The organism is Novosphingobium sp. (genome assembly GCF_965228995.1).
Lineage (GTDB): Bacteria > Pseudomonadota > Alphaproteobacteria > Sphingomonadales > Sphingomonadaceae > Novosphingobium.
Window position 1 is genome coordinate 3,326,369 of sequence record NZ_OZ245852.1, and the last position, 18,717, is coordinate 3,345,085.

Sequence of the window (18,717 nt, forward strand, 5' to 3'; positions counted from 1 at the left end):
GCTTGCGGCTTCAATAACCGCGCGCGAAATCGACCTGGTGCGTCAGCGGCTCGCCGCGCCGGTAGCGATCGAGATTGCCGAGAAACCGCTCCACCGCGCGCTTGAACATCTTGCCCTGCGCGCGGCCGGAAAGGTGCATGGTGATGTGGACATTGGGCATCGACCACAGCGGATGATCCGCCGGGAGCGGCTCGGGCGTGGTGACATCGAGGAACGCGCCGCCCAGCTTCTGCGCGGTGAGCGCCGCCACCAGCGCATCCTGATCGACCACACTCCCGCGCGCGACATTGACCAGCACCGCCGAGGGCTTCATCGCGGCGAGCTCGGCCGCGCCGATCATGCCTTCGGTCTCTGCCGTGCCGGGCACCGCAAGGATCACCCAGTCGAACTCGCCCAACTGCGCGCGCCACTGACCGGGCAGGAGCGTGCCCTCCCCTGCCGAGCGGCGGACCTTGGTCACTTCGACACCGAAGCCCTGCAGCGCGCGGTCGACCCGCTGGCCGATCTCGCCATAGCCGAGGATCAGCGCCTTGCTGCCAGCGAGTTCAAGCTTGCCGGGCGAATCCATCAGCCACTCGTGCCGGTCCTGCGCGCGCACGACTTCGCGGTAGCCCTTGGCCACGGTGAGCATGCCCATCACGACATATTCGGCAATCGTGATCGCATTGATGCCTGCGCCATTGGTCATCACCACGCCGCGCTCCGCCATCAGCGAGAGCGGCAGGCCATCGACCCCGGCGTAGATGCTGGTGAGCCACTTGAGCTGGGTCGCGAGGGTGATCGCCTCGACCATCGGCTCGATCTCCTCCAGATCGAACCAGCCGATCTCGGCCTCGGGCGCCATTTCCAGAAGCTCGGCGGTGTGGCGGAAGAAGCGCGGCTCGATCCAGTCCGGCAAGTGCGGCTGCACCAGCGGCGCAGCGAGCGCGTTCATCACGAGAATGGTCATCAGGCTGATCCTCTTGGCTATCGATGTTTATGCAGCGCGATGTCGGCTGCCGTCGTCCGCACTAGCGTCGCGCGCAGGCCGCCCCGGAAGCCACTCGCAAAAATGTCATCCACGAGCCACTGGTCGTCCCGGCGCTGGAACACGAAGCGCAGGTTTTCGCGGCGACCGGGCGCCATGCCGAGCGACACGATCACCAACTGCCGCTTCGGGCCGAGCACGCGGCGGCCAGTGATCCGTTCGTGGAGGCCGCCCGCGTCCCAATCCTGACACTGGCAGAGCCAATCGAAGTCCGAGAGGTCGTCGACTTCATCGGTGGGCGTCACCGCGCGCCAGCGGGTGATGAGGGCCGCCAACCGGGGCGTGAAAATCGGTCGCTCCCACGCCGCGTCCCGCATTTCGGCGCGGCGGAAGGGGGCGTAGATGGCCGCTATCGCCGCGTCCGGTGTGGCTACCGGTGCGGCGGCCAAGGCGAGCGCGGCGAGGATCATCCGAGCTTCCACTCCCAGCCGAGCGGATCGCCGTCCATGACCTCGACGCCCTGTACCGCAAGTTCATTGCGCAGGGCATCGGAGCGGGCGAAGTCCTTGGCGGCGCGGGCTTCCTTGCGAGCAGCGAGCGTGGCTTCGATTTCGCCTTCGGTGATAGTGGCGGACTTGGGGCGGAGGCGCAGATCGGCGCGCGTGAGGTTCAGGAGATCGAGACCGAGGACGGCGTCCATGGCAGCGAGGGCCGCCAGTTTCTCTGCAGGATCGACTTTCTTGAGCGCGGCGACATCCTCGAGCACCGTCAGCGCGACGGCAGTGTTGAGATCGTCGGAGACGGCACCGTCGAAGCGCTCAAGGTGCGGAGTAAAGTTCCTCCCCGGCACGGGGAGGGGGACCACCGCAGGTGGTGGAGGGGCACTGTCGTGCATGGCCGAGGGTGCCCCTCCACCATGCTGCGCATGGTCCCCCTCCCCCGGTGGGGGAGGAATGCGGGCCTTCAGTTGCTCCACCGCCATGACCATCCGCTTCAGCCGCGTCAGCGCCGCGCCCAGCCCTTCCCAGCTGAACTCGAGCTCGCTGCGGTAATGCGCCTGCAGGCACAGCAGCCGGTACGCGAGCGGGTGGTAGCCCTTGTCGATCAGCAATTGCAGCCGCAGGAACTCGCCTGACGACTTCGACATCTTGCCGCTGCGTTCCACGAGAAAATTGTTGTGCATCCACACCTTGGCGCCCGAATTGGCCGCATTGTCGAGGCCATTCGTGCAGCAGTGCGCCTGGTTTTGGGCGATCTCGTTGGGGTGGTGGATCTCGCGGTGGTCGATGCCGCCGGTGTGGATATCGAAGGGAAAGCCCAGCACCGCGCCCGACATGACCGAGCATTCGAGGTGCCAGCCCGGCGCGCCCATGCCCCATGGGCTAGGCCATTCCATCTGGCGCTTTTCGCCGGGCGGGGTCTTGCGCCAGATCGCGAAGTCGGCGGCATTGCGCTTGCCTTCCACCGCTTCGATCCGGCCCTCACCCTCGTCGGTCTGCGCGCGCGCAAGGCGGCCATAATCGGCCACAGTCGACACATCGAAATAAAGGCCGCTTTCCAGCTCGTAGCAGTGCTTCGCCGCGATGCCCTTCGCGAATTCGATCATCTGCTCGACGTAGTCCGTCGCCACCGTCCACTGCGCAGGCTGGCGGATATTGAGCGCGCGCACATCGGCCCAGTAGGCCTGCTTGTAGTGCTCGGCGATCTCCCAGATCGACTGCTTCTGCGCCGCAGCCATTCGCTCCATCTTGTCCTCGCCATCATCGGCGTCGTCGGTGAGGTGGCCGACATCGGTGATGTTGATGACGTGGGTAAGCTTGTAGCCCTTGAAGCTCAGCGTGCGGCCCAGCACATCCGCGAAGACGTAGGCGCGCATGTTGCCGATGTGGGGGTAGTTGTAGACCGTCGGCCCGCAAGTATAGACGCGCGCTTCCCCCTCGTGGACCGGCTGGAAGGGCTCGGCGCGGCGCGTCAGGCTGTTGAACAGGGTAAGTTCCATGCCCCGCGCTCTGCCAGCCTGCGCGCCCGCCGGTCAAGGGCGGCCCGCTATTCGGCCGGGGCGGCGGGTGCGTTGGCCAGCACGTCGATCTGCGCGGTGCAGCCTTTTTCCGCAAGCAGCGCCGCTACCGCGACGGGATCTTCCGGCACGTCGGCCAGCAGGCGCGTGGTGATCTTGACCGTCTGGCCGACCGGACTGGTGAAGCGGTAGGTCTGCCCATCAACCACCGGCATCGTCGCCACCGGCCACAGCTTGATCGCGCTGCCGGCGCGGAAGGTCACTTCGGCCGGGGTGTTGTCCGCGCCGTAGAGCGTGCCGTTGCCGGTCTCGGCGCGGTTGGGCCGCCACAGCACGACTTGCGCAGGATCGGCGATGCAAACGGTGCCGCCCCGGCTCACGTCGACATACCACACGTTGTCCGGGCGGACGGCTTCGGTCGGCACTTCGAGATCGCCGCGCACGGCCCCGGTGCGGGTGCGCGCGCCGCCGCGGGCGATGAGGGCGGCGAGCGCCGTGTTGGCCCCGCCCGCAGCATCGCGGTTCACCGTGTTGTCGATGCGGAAGCTGCCGGGCCCGGACAGGACGCGCGAGCCGGCCTGGTCGATCACCGTCACCTGATCGCCCGCCTTGAGGCTGACGGCAGCACCAGCGGGAAGCTTGCGCCCCATCGGATAGGCCGCAGCCGAGGGCCCGGTCGAGCGGATCACCACGGCCTGCGCATGGGCCGCCGCGCTCCAGCCGAAGCTCGCGCCGAGAAGGGCGGCGGCAGCAAGGGTGCGTTTAGCCAAGGACATAGCTCTCTCCATCATCCAGTTCCGCTAGGCGGCGCGCCAGATTGGCCAGCGCGAGATCCTTGTGGTCCCCTTCGCCGATTCGCACTGTGAGCGCCTGCACACCCGCGCGGTTTCCTGCAGCATGGGCGGCGACCAGCTCTTCGGCAAGCGTGCGCGCTTCGGGCGCTGCGTCGGGTACGGGCTCGAATACCTCGACCGGGGTCGCCCGCCCGCGCAGGTTCACGGTGCCCATCGGGCGGAAGCCCCCAAGGCCGGAGCGCTCCATCGCCTCGCGGCTCACGAGGATCGTGGTATCGAGCGGCTTGTTCGCGCCTTCGAGCCGGGCGGCAGTGTTCATCGCATCGCCGAGCGCGGTGTACTGGATGCGCCCGTCACCGCCGAAGTTGCCAACAATCGCCTCGCCGAAGTGGACACCGACGCGGGTGCGCCCGATCGGCGGCACTCCGGCGGGTGCATTACGGCGGAATTCCTCGCCCGCCTGATACATCGCGATAGCCGCTTTGACCGCGCGCTCCCCGTCATCCGGATAGGCCAGCGGCGCGCCCCAGAATGCGACGACCGCATCGCCGACGAACTTGTCGAGCGTGCCGCCATGTTCGAGCACGACCGCCGAAAGCTTGTCGAGATATTCGTTGAGCAGCCGTGCGATCATTTCCGGCTCGACCGCGTGAGTCAGCTTGGTGAAGCCCTCGAGATCGCTGAACAGGCAAAAGATTTCACGCTTCTCGCCGTGGAGCCGCAGCCGCTCCGGGTTGCGCAGGATTTCGCTGGCGACCGAGCGCGGGAGGTATTTGCCAAGCGCGCCCTGCGCAAATTCGCGCTGCGCCGCATTGATCGCCCGCAAGGCGGAGCTCACCGCGACATAGGCGATCAGCCAGCCCGCCGGCCAGCCGACGGCGGGAAAGCCGAGCGTATCGAAGCCCGCATTCGCGACAAGGAACGGGAACGCCGCAAAGGCGAGTAGCTGCGCCGCGACGCCAAGCGCCAGTTGCCACGGCCGCGCCCGGATCGCCGCCGTCACCATGCCGAGCAGCACGGCGAGGATGGCTCCCAGCGCCTGCGCCCAGCCGGGCACGCTGCGCGGAAGCGCCTTGTCGAGCAGTTGCGCCAGCATCGATGCGTGGATCTCCACCCCGATCATCCGCGCATGGCCGCCCCGCGCATCGGCGGAAAGCCCGGTGCGGGTGAAGGGCGTATCGAACTGGTCGAAATCGGCAAAGTCGCCGCCGATCAGCACATAACGCCCGCGGATCGTATTGGCGACGAGCGGCGCAGTGGCAGGATCGGCGAGGAGATCGATGGGGATCTTCTCGAAGACCGGGCGATCCTTGGCGGTGGGCAGACGGTAGCGGATCGGCCCGGCAAACCCGGAGAACTGCGGCGCGGCATCCGGCGTCCCTTGCGTCAGCGCTTCGGACAGCAGCGGCGGCAGGCCGGGATAGTGGCGCGGCCAGCGGCGCGCGGCGCCATCGTTGTCGGTGACGAGGAGAATGCTGGCGGGCTTTGTCGTATCCGTCCGCACCGCTGCGATATAACGCCGCAGGTCCTGCTCCTGCTCCCAGGTGATTGCCTCGGGATTGGTGTGGTTGCTGGCAAAGGCGAGGTAGACCGGTGTCTTCATCCCGCGCAGCGCGGCTTGCAGCAGCGGATCGTCGTCCTGCGCGCTGTCGAGCAGGATATCGATGCCGATACCTTTGGCGCCCATCCCCTCGATCTGCGCCAGCGCTTCAGCCAGCACAGTGCGGTCGACCGGCGAGATCTGCCCCGACTTGCGGTTGGTATCGTCGGTATAGACGACGAGCACGATGCGCTTGTCGGTATCGGTGCGCGGCGCAAAGCCGGCAGCGCGGATATCGTAGAGCGCGTTTTCCGCGTCGCCCAGAATGGGCAGCTGCCAGCTGCGCAGCGCGGTGAACAGGGCAAACACCAGCAGCAGCGCCGCCACCGCCAGCCGCTGCCAGCCAAGCTCACGCAGCCCCTGCCGCAGCGCCTGCGCCGATATGCCCTTCGAATCAGGCATTGCTCCACCCCCACCAGATGCCGGTCCGCAAACCGGATCGGTGGAGGTTTAGCGCCCTCATGCGCCACTGCCTATGCAGTAGCGCACTCCGCCCCATCAGAAGCCCAGGAACCGCACGTTGCCGTCGATCGGCTCACGCTCGCGCGCGAAGTTGTTCACCGGGGCCTCTTCCTCGCGGTAGCCGATGGCGATGCCGCAGAAGAAGATGTGGGTTTCATCCGAAACGCCGATGAAGTCCTTGATCAGCTTGGCATAAAGCGAAAGCGCCTCCTGCGGGCAGCTGTCGAGCCCCTCGCCGCGCAGCAGCAGCATGATCGTCTGGAGCCACATGCCCACGTCAGACCACTGCGGCGGGCCCATGCGGCGATCAAAATAGCACAGCAGCACCGCCGGCGCGCCGAACGAGGAGATGTTGCTGGCCATGAACTTGGTGCGCGCCTCGGTATCGGCGCGGCCGATGCCCATCGCACTGTACATCGCCTTGCCCACGCCGTGCAGCCGCGCCTTGCATTCGGGGATCACTTCCGGATCGTCCCAGCTGTATTCGCGCGGATCCTGCGGCGGGGTCGCCATCATCTTTGCGCGCAGGTCCTTGAGCGGCTCGCCAGTGACGATCGTCGCTTCCCAGGGCTGGAAGTTGCAGCCCGAAGGCGCCCAGCGCGCAGTATCGAGCACGCGGCGCAGCACGTCGAGCGGCACCGGCGTGTCCTTGAAGGCGCGGATCGAACGGCGCGTGAGTACGGCTTCGGCAACATCCATGGTCAATCTCTCCGCATTATGCAGGCATCCCTGCGCCGGGGTGTGGTGCCAGCGCAGGGATGCTGTTCGCGATTTAATTGGCCGCTTAAATTAACCCCGTCAACCGCCGATGCGGGGCCTGCCGGACGCCGGTCAGTTGGCAGCAGGCGCCGCCGGCGCCGGTGCCGGTGCCGCCTCAAGCGCAGCCTTCACCTCGTCCGGACGCAGCGCACCGGGCCCGGGCCCCATGTCGTCCGCTTCGACCAGCCGGTTGGTGCCTGCCTTGGTGAACTCCTCGGCAGTCGACGGGCGCAGGTCAGGCCTGCCCGCCATGACGCCCATCTTGATCCGGCACATGGCATATTGCGTCTCGTCAGCCTCAACCTCGAGCGCGAGGGTGTCCTTGGCTTCGCTCTTCACGGTATATTCGTGGCGGCCCGGATCGGTGACCAGAATGAAATAGCGGCCCGATCCCAGCGAGCTGATCTTCTGGCCATGCTCATTCACGGCGCAGCCCATGGCCGCACCCATGATCGTGCCGGTGCGGTAGAACACGATCTGCCCCTTGCCCGCTGGCGGCGCAGGGATGCGTAGCGGCGGCTTGTCACCGGCCATGGCCGTCGGCGCCATCATGACCGTCCCCAGCAGCAGCAATCCCGCCTTTGTAGCTGTCTTCATCATCTTGCATCGTCTCCTGTCATTCACCGCCGGGCGGACTTGCCTGTGGGTGGGTCTGATCTGCTGCGGGGCTGCTGCCAGCCGGCGCAGGCACCGGAAAGGCTTCCGCGGTCTTGGCTATCGCCGGAGTGCCCTTGGGGAACACGCTATTGCTCCCCGTGAGGGCAAACCCGATGAGCGCGACCGGCACGGGGCTCATCACGGTTGCCGCGTTGAATGCATCAATCTTGCCGATCGCGTCAGCCGATTGCTGCGCGATGTGCATGGAGCGCAGCCGCAGATGCTGCGAACCGACCACGAGGAACCGCGCTGCCAGCACGAGTTCGCCCGCAGTGCCGCTGCCGCCGGCCTTCTTGGCGTGGATTACCTCGCCCTGCCCGGCGGACCCGGCCGGCACGACCTCGCGCCCGTCGATCACGATGGCCCTGGCGAGATGGAAGGCGAAAGTGTCGCCTGTCTTGCTGATCTTGCTGCCCACTTCGGTATCGAGCACGAGCTCGACCGGCGAAAGCGCGGGGATACAGGCGGTGCAGGCTGGCGCGGCGGGCGGAGAAACAGGGGCAGGCGGAGACACAGGGGCGGGCGCAGCAGAAGCCGCCGCAGTGCCGGGCGGATCCTGAGCCAAGGCACCCGCCGGGATGCAGAAAAGGGCACCCGCAACGGCGCACCCCAAGCAATGACGCATTCGGCCCTCCCCTTAGGGAGACTAGCAGGACCTTATGTCAGAAACATAACGTTATAACGCGGTAGCCCGCCGATTTTGCAACCAATGTGGACTGATTGATACGCGCCTTGCAGGCCTCAGTCGTCGTCCTCGAACAAGCCCGCCAACTGCTCGACCATCGTGCCGCCAAGCTGCTCGACATCCATGATCGTAACGGCGCGGCGGTAGTAGCGCGTCACATCGTGGCCGATGCCGATGGCGACGAGCTGGACCGGCGATTGCTTCTCGATCCAGTCGATCACGCGGCGCAGGTGCTGTTCGAGATAGCCCGCAGAATTGACCGACAGCGTCGAATCGTCGACCGGCGCGCCGTCCGAGATAACCATGAGGATGCGCCGATCCTCCGTCCTCGCGAGCAGCCGGGTGTGCGCCCAGAGCAGCGCCTCGCCGTCGATATTTTCCTTGAGCAACCCCTCGCGCATCATCAGGCCCAGGTTCTTGCGCGCGCGGCGCCAGGGCTCATCCGCCTTCTTGTAGACGATGTGGCGCAGGTCATTGAGGCGCCCGGGGTGTGCGGGCTTGCCGCCCGAAAGCCATGCCTCGCGCGATTGGCCGCCCTTCCAGGCGCGGGTGGTGAAGCCCAATACTTCGGTCTTCACGCCGCAGCGCTCGAGCGTGCGGGCCATGATGTCCGCGCTGATCGCCGCGATCGAGATGGGGCGGCCGCGCATCGAGCCTGAATTGTCGATCAGCAGCGTGACGACGGTATCCTTGAACTCGACATCCCGTTCGATCTTGTAGGAGAGCGAGTGGCCGGGCGAGATGACGACGCGGGCAAGCCGCGCGGCATCGAGCAGGCCTTCTTCCTGATCGAAATCCCACGAGCGGTTCTGCTGCGCCATGAGGCGGCGCTGCAGACGGTTGGCAAGGCGCGTGACAACGCCCTGCAGGCCCTTCAGTTGCGCATCGAGATAGGCGCGCAGGCGGGTGAGCTCTTCTTCGTCGCACAGCTCTGAGGCGGAGACGACTTCGTCGAACTGGGTTGTGTAGGACTTGTACTCCCAGCTTTCCGGCAGATCGGTCCACGGCCGGTTGGGCCGTGTCGGGAGCATGCCCTCTTCGCCTTCGTCCGCCATGTCGGCATCGGCGGTGTCTTCCGAGGTCTCGGTCTGCTCCTGCTCCTCGCCCTGCTCGTCGCCTTCGGTGGTGTCACCGGCGACTTCGCTGGGCTGCTGCTCCGCGCCTTCATCGGATGCGTCGGGCTGGTCTTCGGCCTCGTCGTCGGCCTGCTCGCCATCGTCCTCGTCGCCGCCGTCGTCCGCGTCGTCAGGCGATTTGGTGAGATCGAGGTGGCCGAGCATTTCCAGCGCGAGGTTCTGGAACGCCTTCTGATCGCCGAGCAGATCGGCGAACCCTTCGAGATCGGCCCCGGCGCGCGCCTCGATCCAGCTGCGCACCATCGCGGTGCCGACTTCGGCGGCGGCGGGTACGGCCTGCCCGGTCAGCTTCTCGCGCAGCAGCATGGCCAGCGCGGTGGGCAACGGCACATCCTCGGGCCGGATCGCGCGGGCGATCGGATCGGAGGCGATGCGCATCGTCGTCGCCGCATCGAGGTTGCCGCGGATACCGGCATAGCCATCCGAACCGAGCGCCTCGTAGCGGACCTGCTCGATCGCATCGTAGCAAGCGCGCGCCAGCGGCTCGGCGGGAGCGCCCCTGTTGTGCATCGGTTCGTTGTGGAGCCGCAGCTTGAGCGCCATGCCATCGGCAAATCCGCGCGCCTCCGCTACTTGCGCGGCCGGCAGCGCGCGGCCCGGCATCGGCAGGCGCAAGTTCGTCCCCGTCTGGCTTGGCGCATCGGCGGTCCAGGCGACTTCGAGTTCGGGCACATCGGCGACCGCGCGTGCGGTGCCGGCGAGCACGGAGCGGAACTGGTCGAGAGGGCTTTCGTCAGGCAAGGTCTGTCTGCATCCATCGATAAAGCGTCAGCCGATGGCTGTGTTCAGCCAATTGTCTGCCCGGTCTTGGCCCAATCCGCAAGGAAGCCCTCGATGCCCTTTTCGGTCAGGACATGCTTGAACAGGCCCTTGATCACGGCCGGCGGCGCGGTGATCACATCGGCACCGATCTTGGCGCTTTCGAGCACATGGACGCCGTGGCGGATCGAGGCGACGAGGATTTCCGTGCCGAAGGCGTAGTTGTCGTAGATCAGGCGGATGTCGCGGATCAGGTCCATGCCATCGAAGCCGTTGTCGTCATGCCGTCCAACGAAGGGCGAAACGAAAGTCGCCCCCGCCTTGGCGGCGAGCAGCGCCTGATTGGCCGAAAAGCACAGCGTGACATTCACCATGGTGCCGTCGTTCGTCAGCGCCTTGCAGGTCTTGAGGCCATCGATGGTGAGCGGCACCTTGATGCAGACGTTGTCGGCGATCTTCCGCAGGATCTCGGCCTCGCGCATCATGCCTTCATGATCGAGCGCCACGACTTCGGCCGAGACGGGGCCGCTGGTGAGGCCGCAGATCTCGCGCGTCACTTCGATGAAGTCGCGGCCCGCCTTGGCGATCAGCGACGGGTTGGTGGTGACGCCGTCGAGCAGGCCGGTGGAGGCAAGGTCGGCAATCTCGGCAGTGTCGGCTGTGTCGACGAAAAACTTCATGGGGGGCGTCCTGTATCCGATTCTGCGAACCCTATAGCGCGAGGGCAGCCGCTGTGTAGCCTGTCATTCTTCCCCAATCGGGTGGAGGTGAGCCTTTGCCCCGAAGGCCACCAGTCCCTAGATGGGGTGCATGACCCGCGTGCGCTGCATCGTTTTCAACGCCGCCCTCGGCGCGCTCGACTACCGGGTGCCCGAAGGGATGGACGCGCCGCCCGGCAGCGTGGTGGTGTTGCCGTTAGGGCCGCGCCAGATCCTCGGGGTGGTGTGGGACGAAGGCGATCTGCCCGGCGATGACTATCCGGCGCACAAGCTGCGCGCCGTCCTCGAAGTGCTGCCGGTGCCGCCGCTGCCTGCGCCCTTGCGGCGGCTCATCGCGTGGACGGCGGACTACTACCTCGCGCCGCTCTCTGCCGTGGCGCGCATGGCCTTGTCGAGCAGCGCCGCGCTCAAAGGCAGCGCCACCATCACCGAATACCGCCTTACCGGCGAAGAACCGGCGCGGATGACACCGCAGCGGCTGCAGGCGCTCGACCTGCTGCAAGGCGAACAGGCGACCATGCGCGAGCTGGCCGAGATCGCCGGGGTTTCCGAAGCCGTGCTGCGCGGGATGCTGGGGCAAGGGCTGCTTGAACCCGTGCTGGTCGACAGCGACCGGCCCTATCCCGAACCCGATCCGCGGTTTGCCGTCCCCGCGCTGGAAGATGAGCAGGCCGAAGCGGCGGCGGAAATGGTCGCGGCGGTGGAGGCCCATGCGTTCCAGCCGTTCCTGCTCGACGGGGTGACCGGCTCGGGCAAGACGGAGACCTATTTCGAAGCCATCGCAGCGGCGCTGGCGGCTGGGCGGCAGGTGCTCGTGCTGCTGCCGGAAATCGCGCTGACGGCAGCGTTCCTGGGGCGGTTCGAGGCGCGGTTCGGGGTGGCGCCGGTCACCTGGCATTCCTCGCTCAAGGCTTCGGAGCGGCGGCGGGCGTGGCGGCAAGTCGCGTTCGGCGGGGCGAAGGTGGTGGTGGGCGCGCGCTCGGCGCTGTTCCTGCCGTTTGCCGATCTCGGGCTGGTCGTGGTCGACGAGGCGCACGAGATCGCGTTCAAGCAGGACGACGGCGTGCGCTACAACGCCCGCGATGTCGCGGTGATGCGCGGGCATTTCGAGGGCGTGCCGGTGGTGCTGGCAAGCGCGACCCCGGCGCTCGAAAGCCTGCAGATGGCAGAAGCCGGGCGCTACAAGCGGCTGGTGCTGCCGAGCCGCTTCGGCGGGGCGCAGCTGCCGGCGATCGAAGTGATCGACCTCACCGAACTGCAACCGCCGCGCGGGCGCTGGCTGGCGCCGCCGCTGGTGGAAGCGCTGCAGGACCGGCTGGCCAAGGGCGAGCAGAGCCTCCTGTTCCTCAACCGGCGGGGCTATGCGCCGCTGACGCTGTGCCGGCACTGCGGGTTCCGCTTCAAATGCCCGAATTGCTCGGCGTGGCTGGTCGAGCATCGGCTTTCGCAGCGGCTGGCCTGCCATCACTGCGGGCATGAAGTGCCGCCGCCGCCGGTCTGCCCGGAGTGCGGGGAGCCCGATTGCCTTGTCGCCTGCGGGCCGGGCGTGGAGCGCATTGCCGACGAGGTGAGCGAGCTGCTGCCCGGTGCGCGGGTGGCGGTTGTCACCTCCGATACGCTGGCGAGCCCGGCCGCCGCCGCCGAATTCGTGGCGCAGGCGGAAGGCGGGGCGATCGACGTGATCGTGGGGACGCAGCTCGTCACCAAGGGGTTCCATTTCCCGGAGCTGACGCTGGTCGGCGTGGTCGATGCAGACATGGGGCTCGATGGCGGGGACTTGCGCGCGGCGGAGCGGACCTACCAGCAGATCGCGCAAGTGGCGGGGCGCGCCGGTCGCGGGGCGAAGCCGGGCGAGGTGCTGATCCAGACGCGCCACCCCAAGGCCGCGGTGATCGCCGCGCTTGCCAGCGGATCGCGCGACGCGTTCTACGAGGCCGAGACCGAGGCACGGCGCGAAGCGGGCGCGCCGCCGTTTGGCCGGTGGGCGGCGATCATCGTTTCGAGCGAGGACGAAGCCGAAGCGCGCGAGGCGGCGCGGGCCATCGGCGGCACGCGGCCGGATGAGCCCGGCGTCCTGATCCTCGGCCCCGCCCCTGCCCCGCTCTCGCTGCTGCGGGGGCGGCACCGCTACCGCCTGCTGATCGCGGCGCGCCGGTCTGCCGAAGTGCAGAAGCTGATCCGAAGCTGGCTCGCCCCGCTGCGCATGCCCCCGGGGGTGCGGGTGGCGGTGGATATCGACCCCTATTCCTTCGTCTGAAAATCCTACAAGTTGACACGGTTGACACAGTCCTGAGTGAAACATCCGATCCGGTTTCATCGTTTTATTTCAGAGACTTGATGGTTCAAAGAGCAGAGCGCCGATGTGCCATGGATGGGGGCATGTAGGAAACTGGAATCTGCCTGGCGCGCGCATTCAAGAAAAGGACGATCCTTCGACAAGCTCAGGACGGACGGGGTTGGGGAAGGCCAGTTGTCCGTTCCCGAAGGGATCACCGCGAACCGTTCGTCCCAAGCGAAAACGAGGGGCCGGTTTGCGAAGCCCCGCTCACCCCAAACCCCGTCCATGCTGAGCTTGTCGAAGCACTGCCCTTGTTCTTGAAGGTTCGCGCCAAGCTGGAAGCAAAGGACGATCCTTCGACAAGCTCAGGACGGACGGGGTTGGGGGGTGGAGATCGTCTGATCCGCGCGGTGGCGGGCGGCTGTGACGGCATGGTCCTCCCCCAGCGCGATGAGCACGTCGGCCCGGCCCGGCAGATCGGCCAGCAAGTGCCGCGTGATCCGCTCGTAATGCATCACGAAGCGGGCCAGTTCGGCGTCGGACATGCCGCCACCGCTGCGGGCGCGCAGTTTGGCTTCCTGCAGTTGGCGCCAGCCGAGCACGGCTTCGAAACCGGGGGCGGCGAGCATGACCATCAGGTCGGGCGCATCGAACAGCGCGCGGTAGGGGCCGGCGAGCGCCGCGTTGACATGGGCACGCCAGATGCCGCCCGCGTCTTCCTCCGCTTCCAGCCGGTTGAGGGGGATGGCAAGGTCTGCCGCGGTCTGCGGACGGGCCCCCATGCACCAGCCTTCGAAGAGGAGGACGTCCACCGGCGCGGTTAGGGTTTGCCATTCCGCTTCGGGGGCGCGGTCGTCTGCCGCCTTGTCGAAGCGCGGAAACACGAGGCCCGCCTGCCCTGCCCGCACGGCATCCAGAAGCGACAGGCCGAGCGCCACATCATGCGTGCCGGGAACGCCGCGCGTGGCGAAAAGCGGATGGACCGAAGCGGCGAGTTCGGCGCGCGCGGCGCGGGTTAGATAGAGGTCATCGAGCGAAAGCGTGGCCACGCGAAGGCCGTGGTCCTCGGCTAGGAGCGCTTCGAGCATGCGGCAGAGCGTGGACTTGCCGCTGCCCTGCGAACCGCTGACACCGACGATGAGCGGCAAGCCGGTGGCCCTTGCCGCGATGGCGTGGGCAAGCGGGCGCCAGTGCGCTTCGATGGTGGCGCGGTAGCTAGCGGGGAGGCCTTCGGCGGCGATCAGCGCGTCGATAGGGCCGCGCGCCTCCCTTTCGGCAGCGGTCATGGTAGAAAAGTGGCGCTTTTTCTAGAAAGGTGCATCGTGAGCCTCAATGTCAAGGACCCGGAGGCCCATCGGCTGGCGCAGGCCATAGCACAGGCAACGGGGCAGAGCATGACGCGCTTGCCCGGCAGGCCTTTCTCGATTTCGGCAAGGGCCGGCAAAAGGCCGAGCTGAACTTCGGCGATTGCTTTGCCTACACCCTCGCCCGCGCCACGGGCGAGCCGCTGCTGTTCAAGGGGCAGGACTTTGCGCTTACGGATATTGCGGCGGCGGCTTAGGCGGGTTTTGCGGCTGGCTGTCTCGGCGTTGAAGGACTGCTTTTGGGTGGAAAGGCGACATCAATGCCTAAACCACATTCACTTTTGCCGTGTTGTCTTTTTTGGGGTAGGACAAGTGCCCATCAAACCGACTGATTTGATGAATGTCATTACGTCCGGATAAGCGGCGTTGCGGGCTCTGAACTGTGCTTGCGTCTCGCCGTTCTGCCCCGACTTGCGCATCGCGACAACCTGTTCGACATACAGATTGCGCGCCTGATCGAATGTCATCTGGGTCGGAGGGCCGAATACATATTCGACGTTGAGTGACCTGCCTCCGCTTCCTCTAAATCCAGGAATTGGCAGGTTCCAAATGGTCCAAGCCACGCCCTTGTCAATCACGTCCAGCAGAGGAAAACTCTCGCAATTGCTATCGATAGCAAAGCAGGGCTTCTTGAACCACTCACGGGCGTACACATGCTCATACATCCGATACTCCCACCGCTCGTTGCCAAAGGTGCAGATAAATCTCGGGTGAAACAACAGGTAGGGCCTAGATGGTTGGTGTGATTGTGACATGGGCCTTCCCCAGCATCCGAATTTATCTCAGAAATATAGGTGCCTTAGGTTCTCGAGCATGCTTAAACATCGCAACCCAAGATACGCAACCGGTACCGTCCGCAATGTTGTCGTATCCGGAACGGCAGCTTTCGCTGTGAAAAGTCGGAAAGCTGCCCATCGCGCCCGACCTGAGCCAACGGCGGCTATTGGCCCTCGTGCGCCAGATCGGCTACGGCAGGAAAGTCGTGGTTTTCTGCCGTTGCCGCCCTCCGAGTGAGCGTGATAAAGATCGGCTATGACAATCGTTTACGACCTTTGGTTCACCCGCGAATACGAAGACCGCGAGGATACAGAGCTTCATATCGGAATCTACGCCAGTCGTGCTGATGCTGACGTTGCAATCGAAGCTCTGACGGGCAAACCTGGGTTTCGAGATTATCCGGAAGGGTTTGAGGCGCACGAGGTCGTGCTTGGGCGGACGGGCTGGCAATATGGTTTCATAACCACCATCGGCGCTCCGCCAAAAGATGCTGCGGGCGAGGCTTTCGACTTACCTGCGTTTGATTGAGTGACGGCCGTTTTGTTGTCGTGTCCGGAACGGCAGCTTTTGGTCCGAGAGCGCGCGAAGCAGTCATTGTGCGCTCTCGGGCCGGTGCACACGCTCCCCTCACCCCTCCAGTAGCGCGGCAGCTTGCAGCAACCGGTTGCCGTGGTCGGTTTCTTCCTTGCCGTTGGCGCGCAGGAGGGCGGCGGCTTCTTCGTTGCCGATGCTGGCGGCCCAGCCTTCGTAGAGCGTTTCGCCGTCGAATTCGGTCTGGGCGAGCTTGCGCAGCGCGGGCGGGGTGAGTTCGCCGATGGGGAATACGCCGCTGGCGAGGTAGGGGTTGGCGTCGGCCTCGGGGGGCGTGAAATCCTCGCCCGTCAGCACCTTGAGCACGGCGGCGGCGCGGCGGGCGTGGACGAATTCCTCGTCGCCATTGGTGCGCAGCAGATCGGCGACGGCGGGGTTTTCGGCGCCCGCAGCGGTGGCGCGGTAGAGTTCCTTGCTGGCGGCTTCGACGAGGCACATGACCTTGATGTCCATGACCGTGGGCGCGGTGACGGTACCGATGTGGGCGAAAGCCTCGCCGATGGTCTGCGGCATGCCGGGTTCGAGCGTGACGGTGGGCATGTGGGGTCTCCCTTGGTGTTCTGGTTCCGGGGGAGCGTACATCAGGGGTGGGCGCGAAGGGAAGGCGATTTAATCGGGCGGCTAATGTGGTGCGGGATGCTTCGACAAGCTCAGCATGAGCGGGGGTTTGTGCTCTGCCAATTTCCCCTCTCGCGGGCCCTCTCCCCTGCCCTTCGAAAAGCTCAGGATGAGCGTGGGAGAGGGCTATAAGGGCAGGAGGGCGCCTTCGCGCTGGAGGAGCCTGGCCTTGATATCGAGGCCCCAGGCATAGCCGCCGAGGGTGCCGTCGGTGCGGATCACGCGGTGGCAGGGGATCAGCAGCGAAACGTGGTTGGCGCCGTTGGCCGAGCCGGCCGCGCGCACCGCGCCGGGGCGGCCGACTTCGGCGGCGAGCTGGGCATAGGTGCGCGTCTCGCCCTTGGGGATGCGGCGCAGGGCCTGCCATATGTCCTGCTGGAAGGGCGTGCCGGCCACATCGACGGGGATGTGGGTGAAATCGACCTCGCCGGGGGCTTCGGCGGCGGCGACCACTTCGGCAAGGAGCGCGGCGAACTCCGCACCGCCCTGCACCAGCTTGGCATGGGGGAAACGTGAGCCGAGGACCGCAGGGTCCTCGCCGAAGGAGAGGCGGCAGACGCCCTTGCCGGTCGCGGCGACGAGCATCGGGCCGAGCGAGGTTTCTGCCACATCCCAGTGGATGACCGTGCCGCGCCCGCCGTCGGTCCAGGCGGATGGGGTCAGTTCGGTCTGGCTCATCGGTGTGCTCCTGTGCGTCTTTCGGTGTGATCCATAGCCGAATTGTCGGCGCAGTGCTTCCCGCTGCTTGCGGTCCAATCAAATCCCGGCAAGAACCCTGCGCGATGGTTTCGCTCCGCCGCTTGCTCGCCGCCTTTGCCGCCCTTCTCCTCGCCGCGCTGCCGGGCGTGGGCGCGGCCGATCCGGGCGATATTGCCGCCGCCAGCCGGGGCGTCGTGCGCGTGGTGCTGATCCGCTATGATGGCAGCACGGCGCAGCTGGTCAGCCATGGCACCGGCTTTGCGATTGCGCCCGATCTCATCGTCACCAACGCCCACGTGGTCGAGGAGTTGCGCGGGAGCGACGGGATCGTGGCGGGGGTGGTGCCCTCCGAAGGACGCGGGGGTTTTGCCGCGACGATTGCGGCCTATTCGCCCCAGCGCGATCTGGCGCTGCTCAAGCTGAAGCAAGGCGCATCGCTCAATGCCCTGACGCTCTTTTCGGGCGCGCCGACCGACAGCGAGGAAGTCTACGCTGTCGGTTATCCCGGCAATGTCGACATGGCCGAAGGGCTTTCGATGAGCGATCTCGTGAGCCCGCAGGCGGCGGTCAAGTCGCGCGGCTATGTCTCGGCGGGGCGCTCTTCCCGCGAGTTCGACACGATCCTGCACACCGCGCCGATCGGGGCGGGCAATTCGGGCGGGCCGCTGCTCGATGCCTGCGGGCGGGTGCTGGGGGTCAACAGCTTCGGGACGGTGAGCGAGAATACCACGGATTCGGCGTTCTACTTCGCCGTTTCGATGCGCGAGCTGGCCGCGTTCCTGCAGGAGGCCGGGGTCAGCCCGCATACGAGCGGCCTGCCCTGCACGTCGCTGGCGGATCTCGACCGCGCCGATGCCGAGCGCGGCGCTGAAGATCAGGCGCGGCTGGCGGCCGAGGCCGAAGCGCGCAAGGCCGCGCAGGCCGATGTGGTGGCCAAGGCGCAGCATGATGCCGAGCTCCAGATCCTCTCTGAACGGGACAACGGCCTGGCGCTGGCGGCGGTGCTGCTGGTCGGCGCTCTGGCGACGGGCGCGGCGGCGTTTGTGTTCATGCAGCGCGGCAAGCAGCGGGCGCTCAAGATTGCGGGCGGTGCGGCGGGGCTGCTGGCCGTGGCCGCAGTGGGCACATGGCTGCTGCGGCCGCCGCTCAGCCTGATCGAGGAGCGCGCCAAGGATATCGTGGCGGAAGAGCGCGCCAAAACGCAGCCGGGCCCCGCGCCCGATGCCAGCGCGGGCGCGGCAGATGCGCCGGTCAAGCTGGTCTGCGTGCTCGATCCGCAGCGGAGCCGCGTGACTGTTTCGGACGTGACCGACGTACCGCTAAGCTGGGAGCCGGGCGGATGCGTCAACGGGCGGACGCAATATGGCCTTTCCGGGGATGGCTGGAGCCGGGTGCTGGTGCCGCAGGGGGAAGCGACGATTTCGGTCACGCGGTTCGATCCGGACAGGCGCGAATATACCGTCGAGCGCTATCTGCTGGGGCTCGATGCGATGACCGCGGCCCGGGCGGCGCGGGCCAAGCTCAGCGCACCGGCCTGCGGGGTGGACGAAGCAGCGGCCCGCGCACTGGGCGAAGCGCAAGGGGCGATCCGCGCGCTGCTGCCCGCCGAACCCAACGAACGGCTGCGCTATACCTGCAAACCGGCACCTTGATCGGCATGCGCCGGAGCGCGCCCGGGGCCTGAACGGCTAGCCATTCGCGTCTGCCTTTGCGGGCCGCAGTTTCACGCTGTCCCGGGAATCGGCAACTGGCATCTTGTCAGGCCGGGACTTGGTTGCTAGGCGCGCCCCCATTGCTGGCCGTGCGTACACTTGTGCGCGGCAAGATGGCCCATG

Annotated in this window: 17 protein-coding genes and 1 pseudogene; 4 read left to right on the plus strand and 14 right to left on the minus strand. The window is 66.6% G+C overall.

Going from position 1 to position 18,717, the window contains the following annotated elements; genetic code table 11:
• Positions 1-10 precede the first annotated feature (10 nt).
• The 10 genes from ACO056_RS15160 to fsa all read right to left on the minus strand — a co-directional run bounded on the left by ACO056_RS15160 (position 11) and on the right by fsa (position 10,516).
• On the minus strand, positions 11-949 hold the full coding sequence (locus ACO056_RS15160; RefSeq protein ID WP_421848188.1) for a D-2-hydroxyacid dehydrogenase: 939 nt from the start codon (positions 947-949) through the stop codon (positions 11-13).
• A gap of 17 nt (positions 950-966) precedes the next feature.
• Positions 967-1,437, minus strand: coding sequence for a hypothetical protein (locus ACO056_RS15165; RefSeq protein ID WP_421848190.1), 471 nt, complete (start codon positions 1,435-1,437; stop codon positions 967-969).
• Positions 1,434-2,966, minus strand: a complete 1,533-nt coding sequence (gene cysS, locus ACO056_RS15170) for a cysteine--tRNA ligase (protein WP_421848192.1) — start codon at positions 2,964-2,966, stop codon at positions 1,434-1,436. Before cysS ends, ACO056_RS15165 begins: the two co-directional genes overlap by 4 nt.
• 47 nt (positions 2,967-3,013) lie before the next feature.
• Complete coding sequence (locus ACO056_RS15175) at positions 3,014-3,754, minus strand: hypothetical protein (RefSeq protein ID WP_421848194.1); 741 nt, start codon at positions 3,752-3,754, stop codon at positions 3,014-3,016.
• The gene (locus ACO056_RS15180) at positions 3,747-5,780 is read right to left on the minus strand and encodes a CHASE2 domain-containing protein (RefSeq protein ID WP_421848196.1); all 2,034 of its coding nucleotides are present in this window, start codon (positions 5,778-5,780) and stop codon (positions 3,747-3,749) included. Before ACO056_RS15180 ends, ACO056_RS15175 begins: the two co-directional genes overlap by 8 nt.
• Before the next feature lie 96 nt (positions 5,781-5,876).
• Complete coding sequence (locus ACO056_RS15185; RefSeq protein WP_421848198.1) at positions 5,877-6,539, minus strand: nitroreductase; 663 nt, start codon at positions 6,537-6,539, stop codon at positions 5,877-5,879.
• A gap of 132 nt (positions 6,540-6,671) precedes the next feature.
• Entirely contained in the window at positions 6,672-7,199 is a 528-nt protein-coding gene (locus tag ACO056_RS15190) for a DUF2846 domain-containing protein (protein ID WP_421848200.1), read from the minus strand.
• 16 nt (positions 7,200-7,215) lie between these two features.
• Positions 7,216-7,821: a hypothetical protein gene (locus tag ACO056_RS15195; RefSeq protein WP_421848202.1), complete on the minus strand. Its 606-nt coding sequence runs from the start codon at positions 7,819-7,821 to the stop codon at positions 7,216-7,218.
• 176 nt (positions 7,822-7,997) lie between these two features.
• Positions 7,998-9,818 carry a cobaltochelatase subunit CobT gene (cobT, locus tag ACO056_RS15200; RefSeq protein WP_421848204.1) on the minus strand — a complete coding sequence of 607 codons (1,821 nt, stop codon included), beginning with the start codon at positions 9,816-9,818 and terminating at the stop codon, positions 7,998-8,000.
• A 44-nt stretch (positions 9,819-9,862) separates the two neighbouring features.
• The gene (gene fsa / locus ACO056_RS15205) at positions 9,863-10,516 is read right to left on the minus strand and encodes a fructose-6-phosphate aldolase (protein WP_421848206.1); all 654 of its coding nucleotides are present in this window, start codon (positions 10,514-10,516) and stop codon (positions 9,863-9,865) included.
• Between the two features lie 130 nt (positions 10,517-10,646).
• Between fsa and ACO056_RS15210 the strand changes: the two genes are divergently transcribed.
• Complete coding sequence (locus ACO056_RS15210; protein ID WP_421848208.1) at positions 10,647-12,812, plus strand: primosomal protein N'; 2,166 nt, start codon at positions 10,647-10,649, stop codon at positions 12,810-12,812.
• 386 nt (positions 12,813-13,198) lie between these two features.
• Here ACO056_RS15210 and ACO056_RS15215 read toward each other — a convergent pair whose 3' ends face one another.
• Positions 13,199-14,119, minus strand: a complete 921-nt coding sequence (locus ACO056_RS15215) for a kinase (RefSeq protein WP_421848210.1) — start codon at positions 14,117-14,119, stop codon at positions 13,199-13,201.
• Positions 14,120-14,155: 36 nt separating this feature from the next.
• Between ACO056_RS15215 and ACO056_RS15220 the strand changes: the two genes are divergently transcribed.
• Positions 14,156-14,290, plus strand: a complete 135-nt coding sequence (locus ACO056_RS15220; RefSeq protein WP_421848212.1) for a type II toxin-antitoxin system VapB family antitoxin — start codon at positions 14,156-14,158, stop codon at positions 14,288-14,290.
• A gap of 182 nt (positions 14,291-14,472) precedes the next feature.
• Here the strand turns inward: ACO056_RS15220 and ACO056_RS15225 are convergent, their stop codons facing one another.
• Complete coding sequence (locus ACO056_RS15225; protein ID WP_421848214.1) at positions 14,473-14,862, minus strand: hypothetical protein; 390 nt, start codon at positions 14,860-14,862, stop codon at positions 14,473-14,475.
• Positions 14,863-15,229: 367 nt separating this feature from the next.
• Here ACO056_RS15225 and ACO056_RS15230 point away from each other — a divergent pair, with 367 nt between their 5' ends.
• The gene (locus ACO056_RS15230) at positions 15,230-15,502 is read left to right on the plus strand and encodes a hypothetical protein (RefSeq protein WP_421848216.1); all 273 of its coding nucleotides are present in this window, start codon (positions 15,230-15,232) and stop codon (positions 15,500-15,502) included.
• 99 nt (positions 15,503-15,601) lie between these two features.
• Here the strand turns inward: ACO056_RS15230 and ACO056_RS15235 are convergent, their stop codons facing one another.
• Entirely contained in the window at positions 15,602-16,105 is a 504-nt protein-coding gene (locus ACO056_RS15235; RefSeq protein ID WP_421848218.1) for a ferritin family protein, read from the minus strand.
• 204 nt (positions 16,106-16,309) lie between these two features.
• A pseudogene (locus ACO056_RS15240) lies at positions 16,310-16,846 on the minus strand (methylated-DNA--[protein]-cysteine S-methyltransferase); the annotation flags it as partial.
• Between the two features lie 119 nt (positions 16,847-16,965).
• On the opposite strand from ACO056_RS15240, the gene ACO056_RS15245 reads away from it, so the two are divergent.
• Positions 16,966-18,534, plus strand: a complete 1,569-nt coding sequence (locus ACO056_RS15245; RefSeq protein WP_421848220.1) for a S1C family serine protease — start codon at positions 16,966-16,968, stop codon at positions 18,532-18,534.
• The last annotated feature ends 183 nt before the right edge of the window (positions 18,535-18,717 follow it).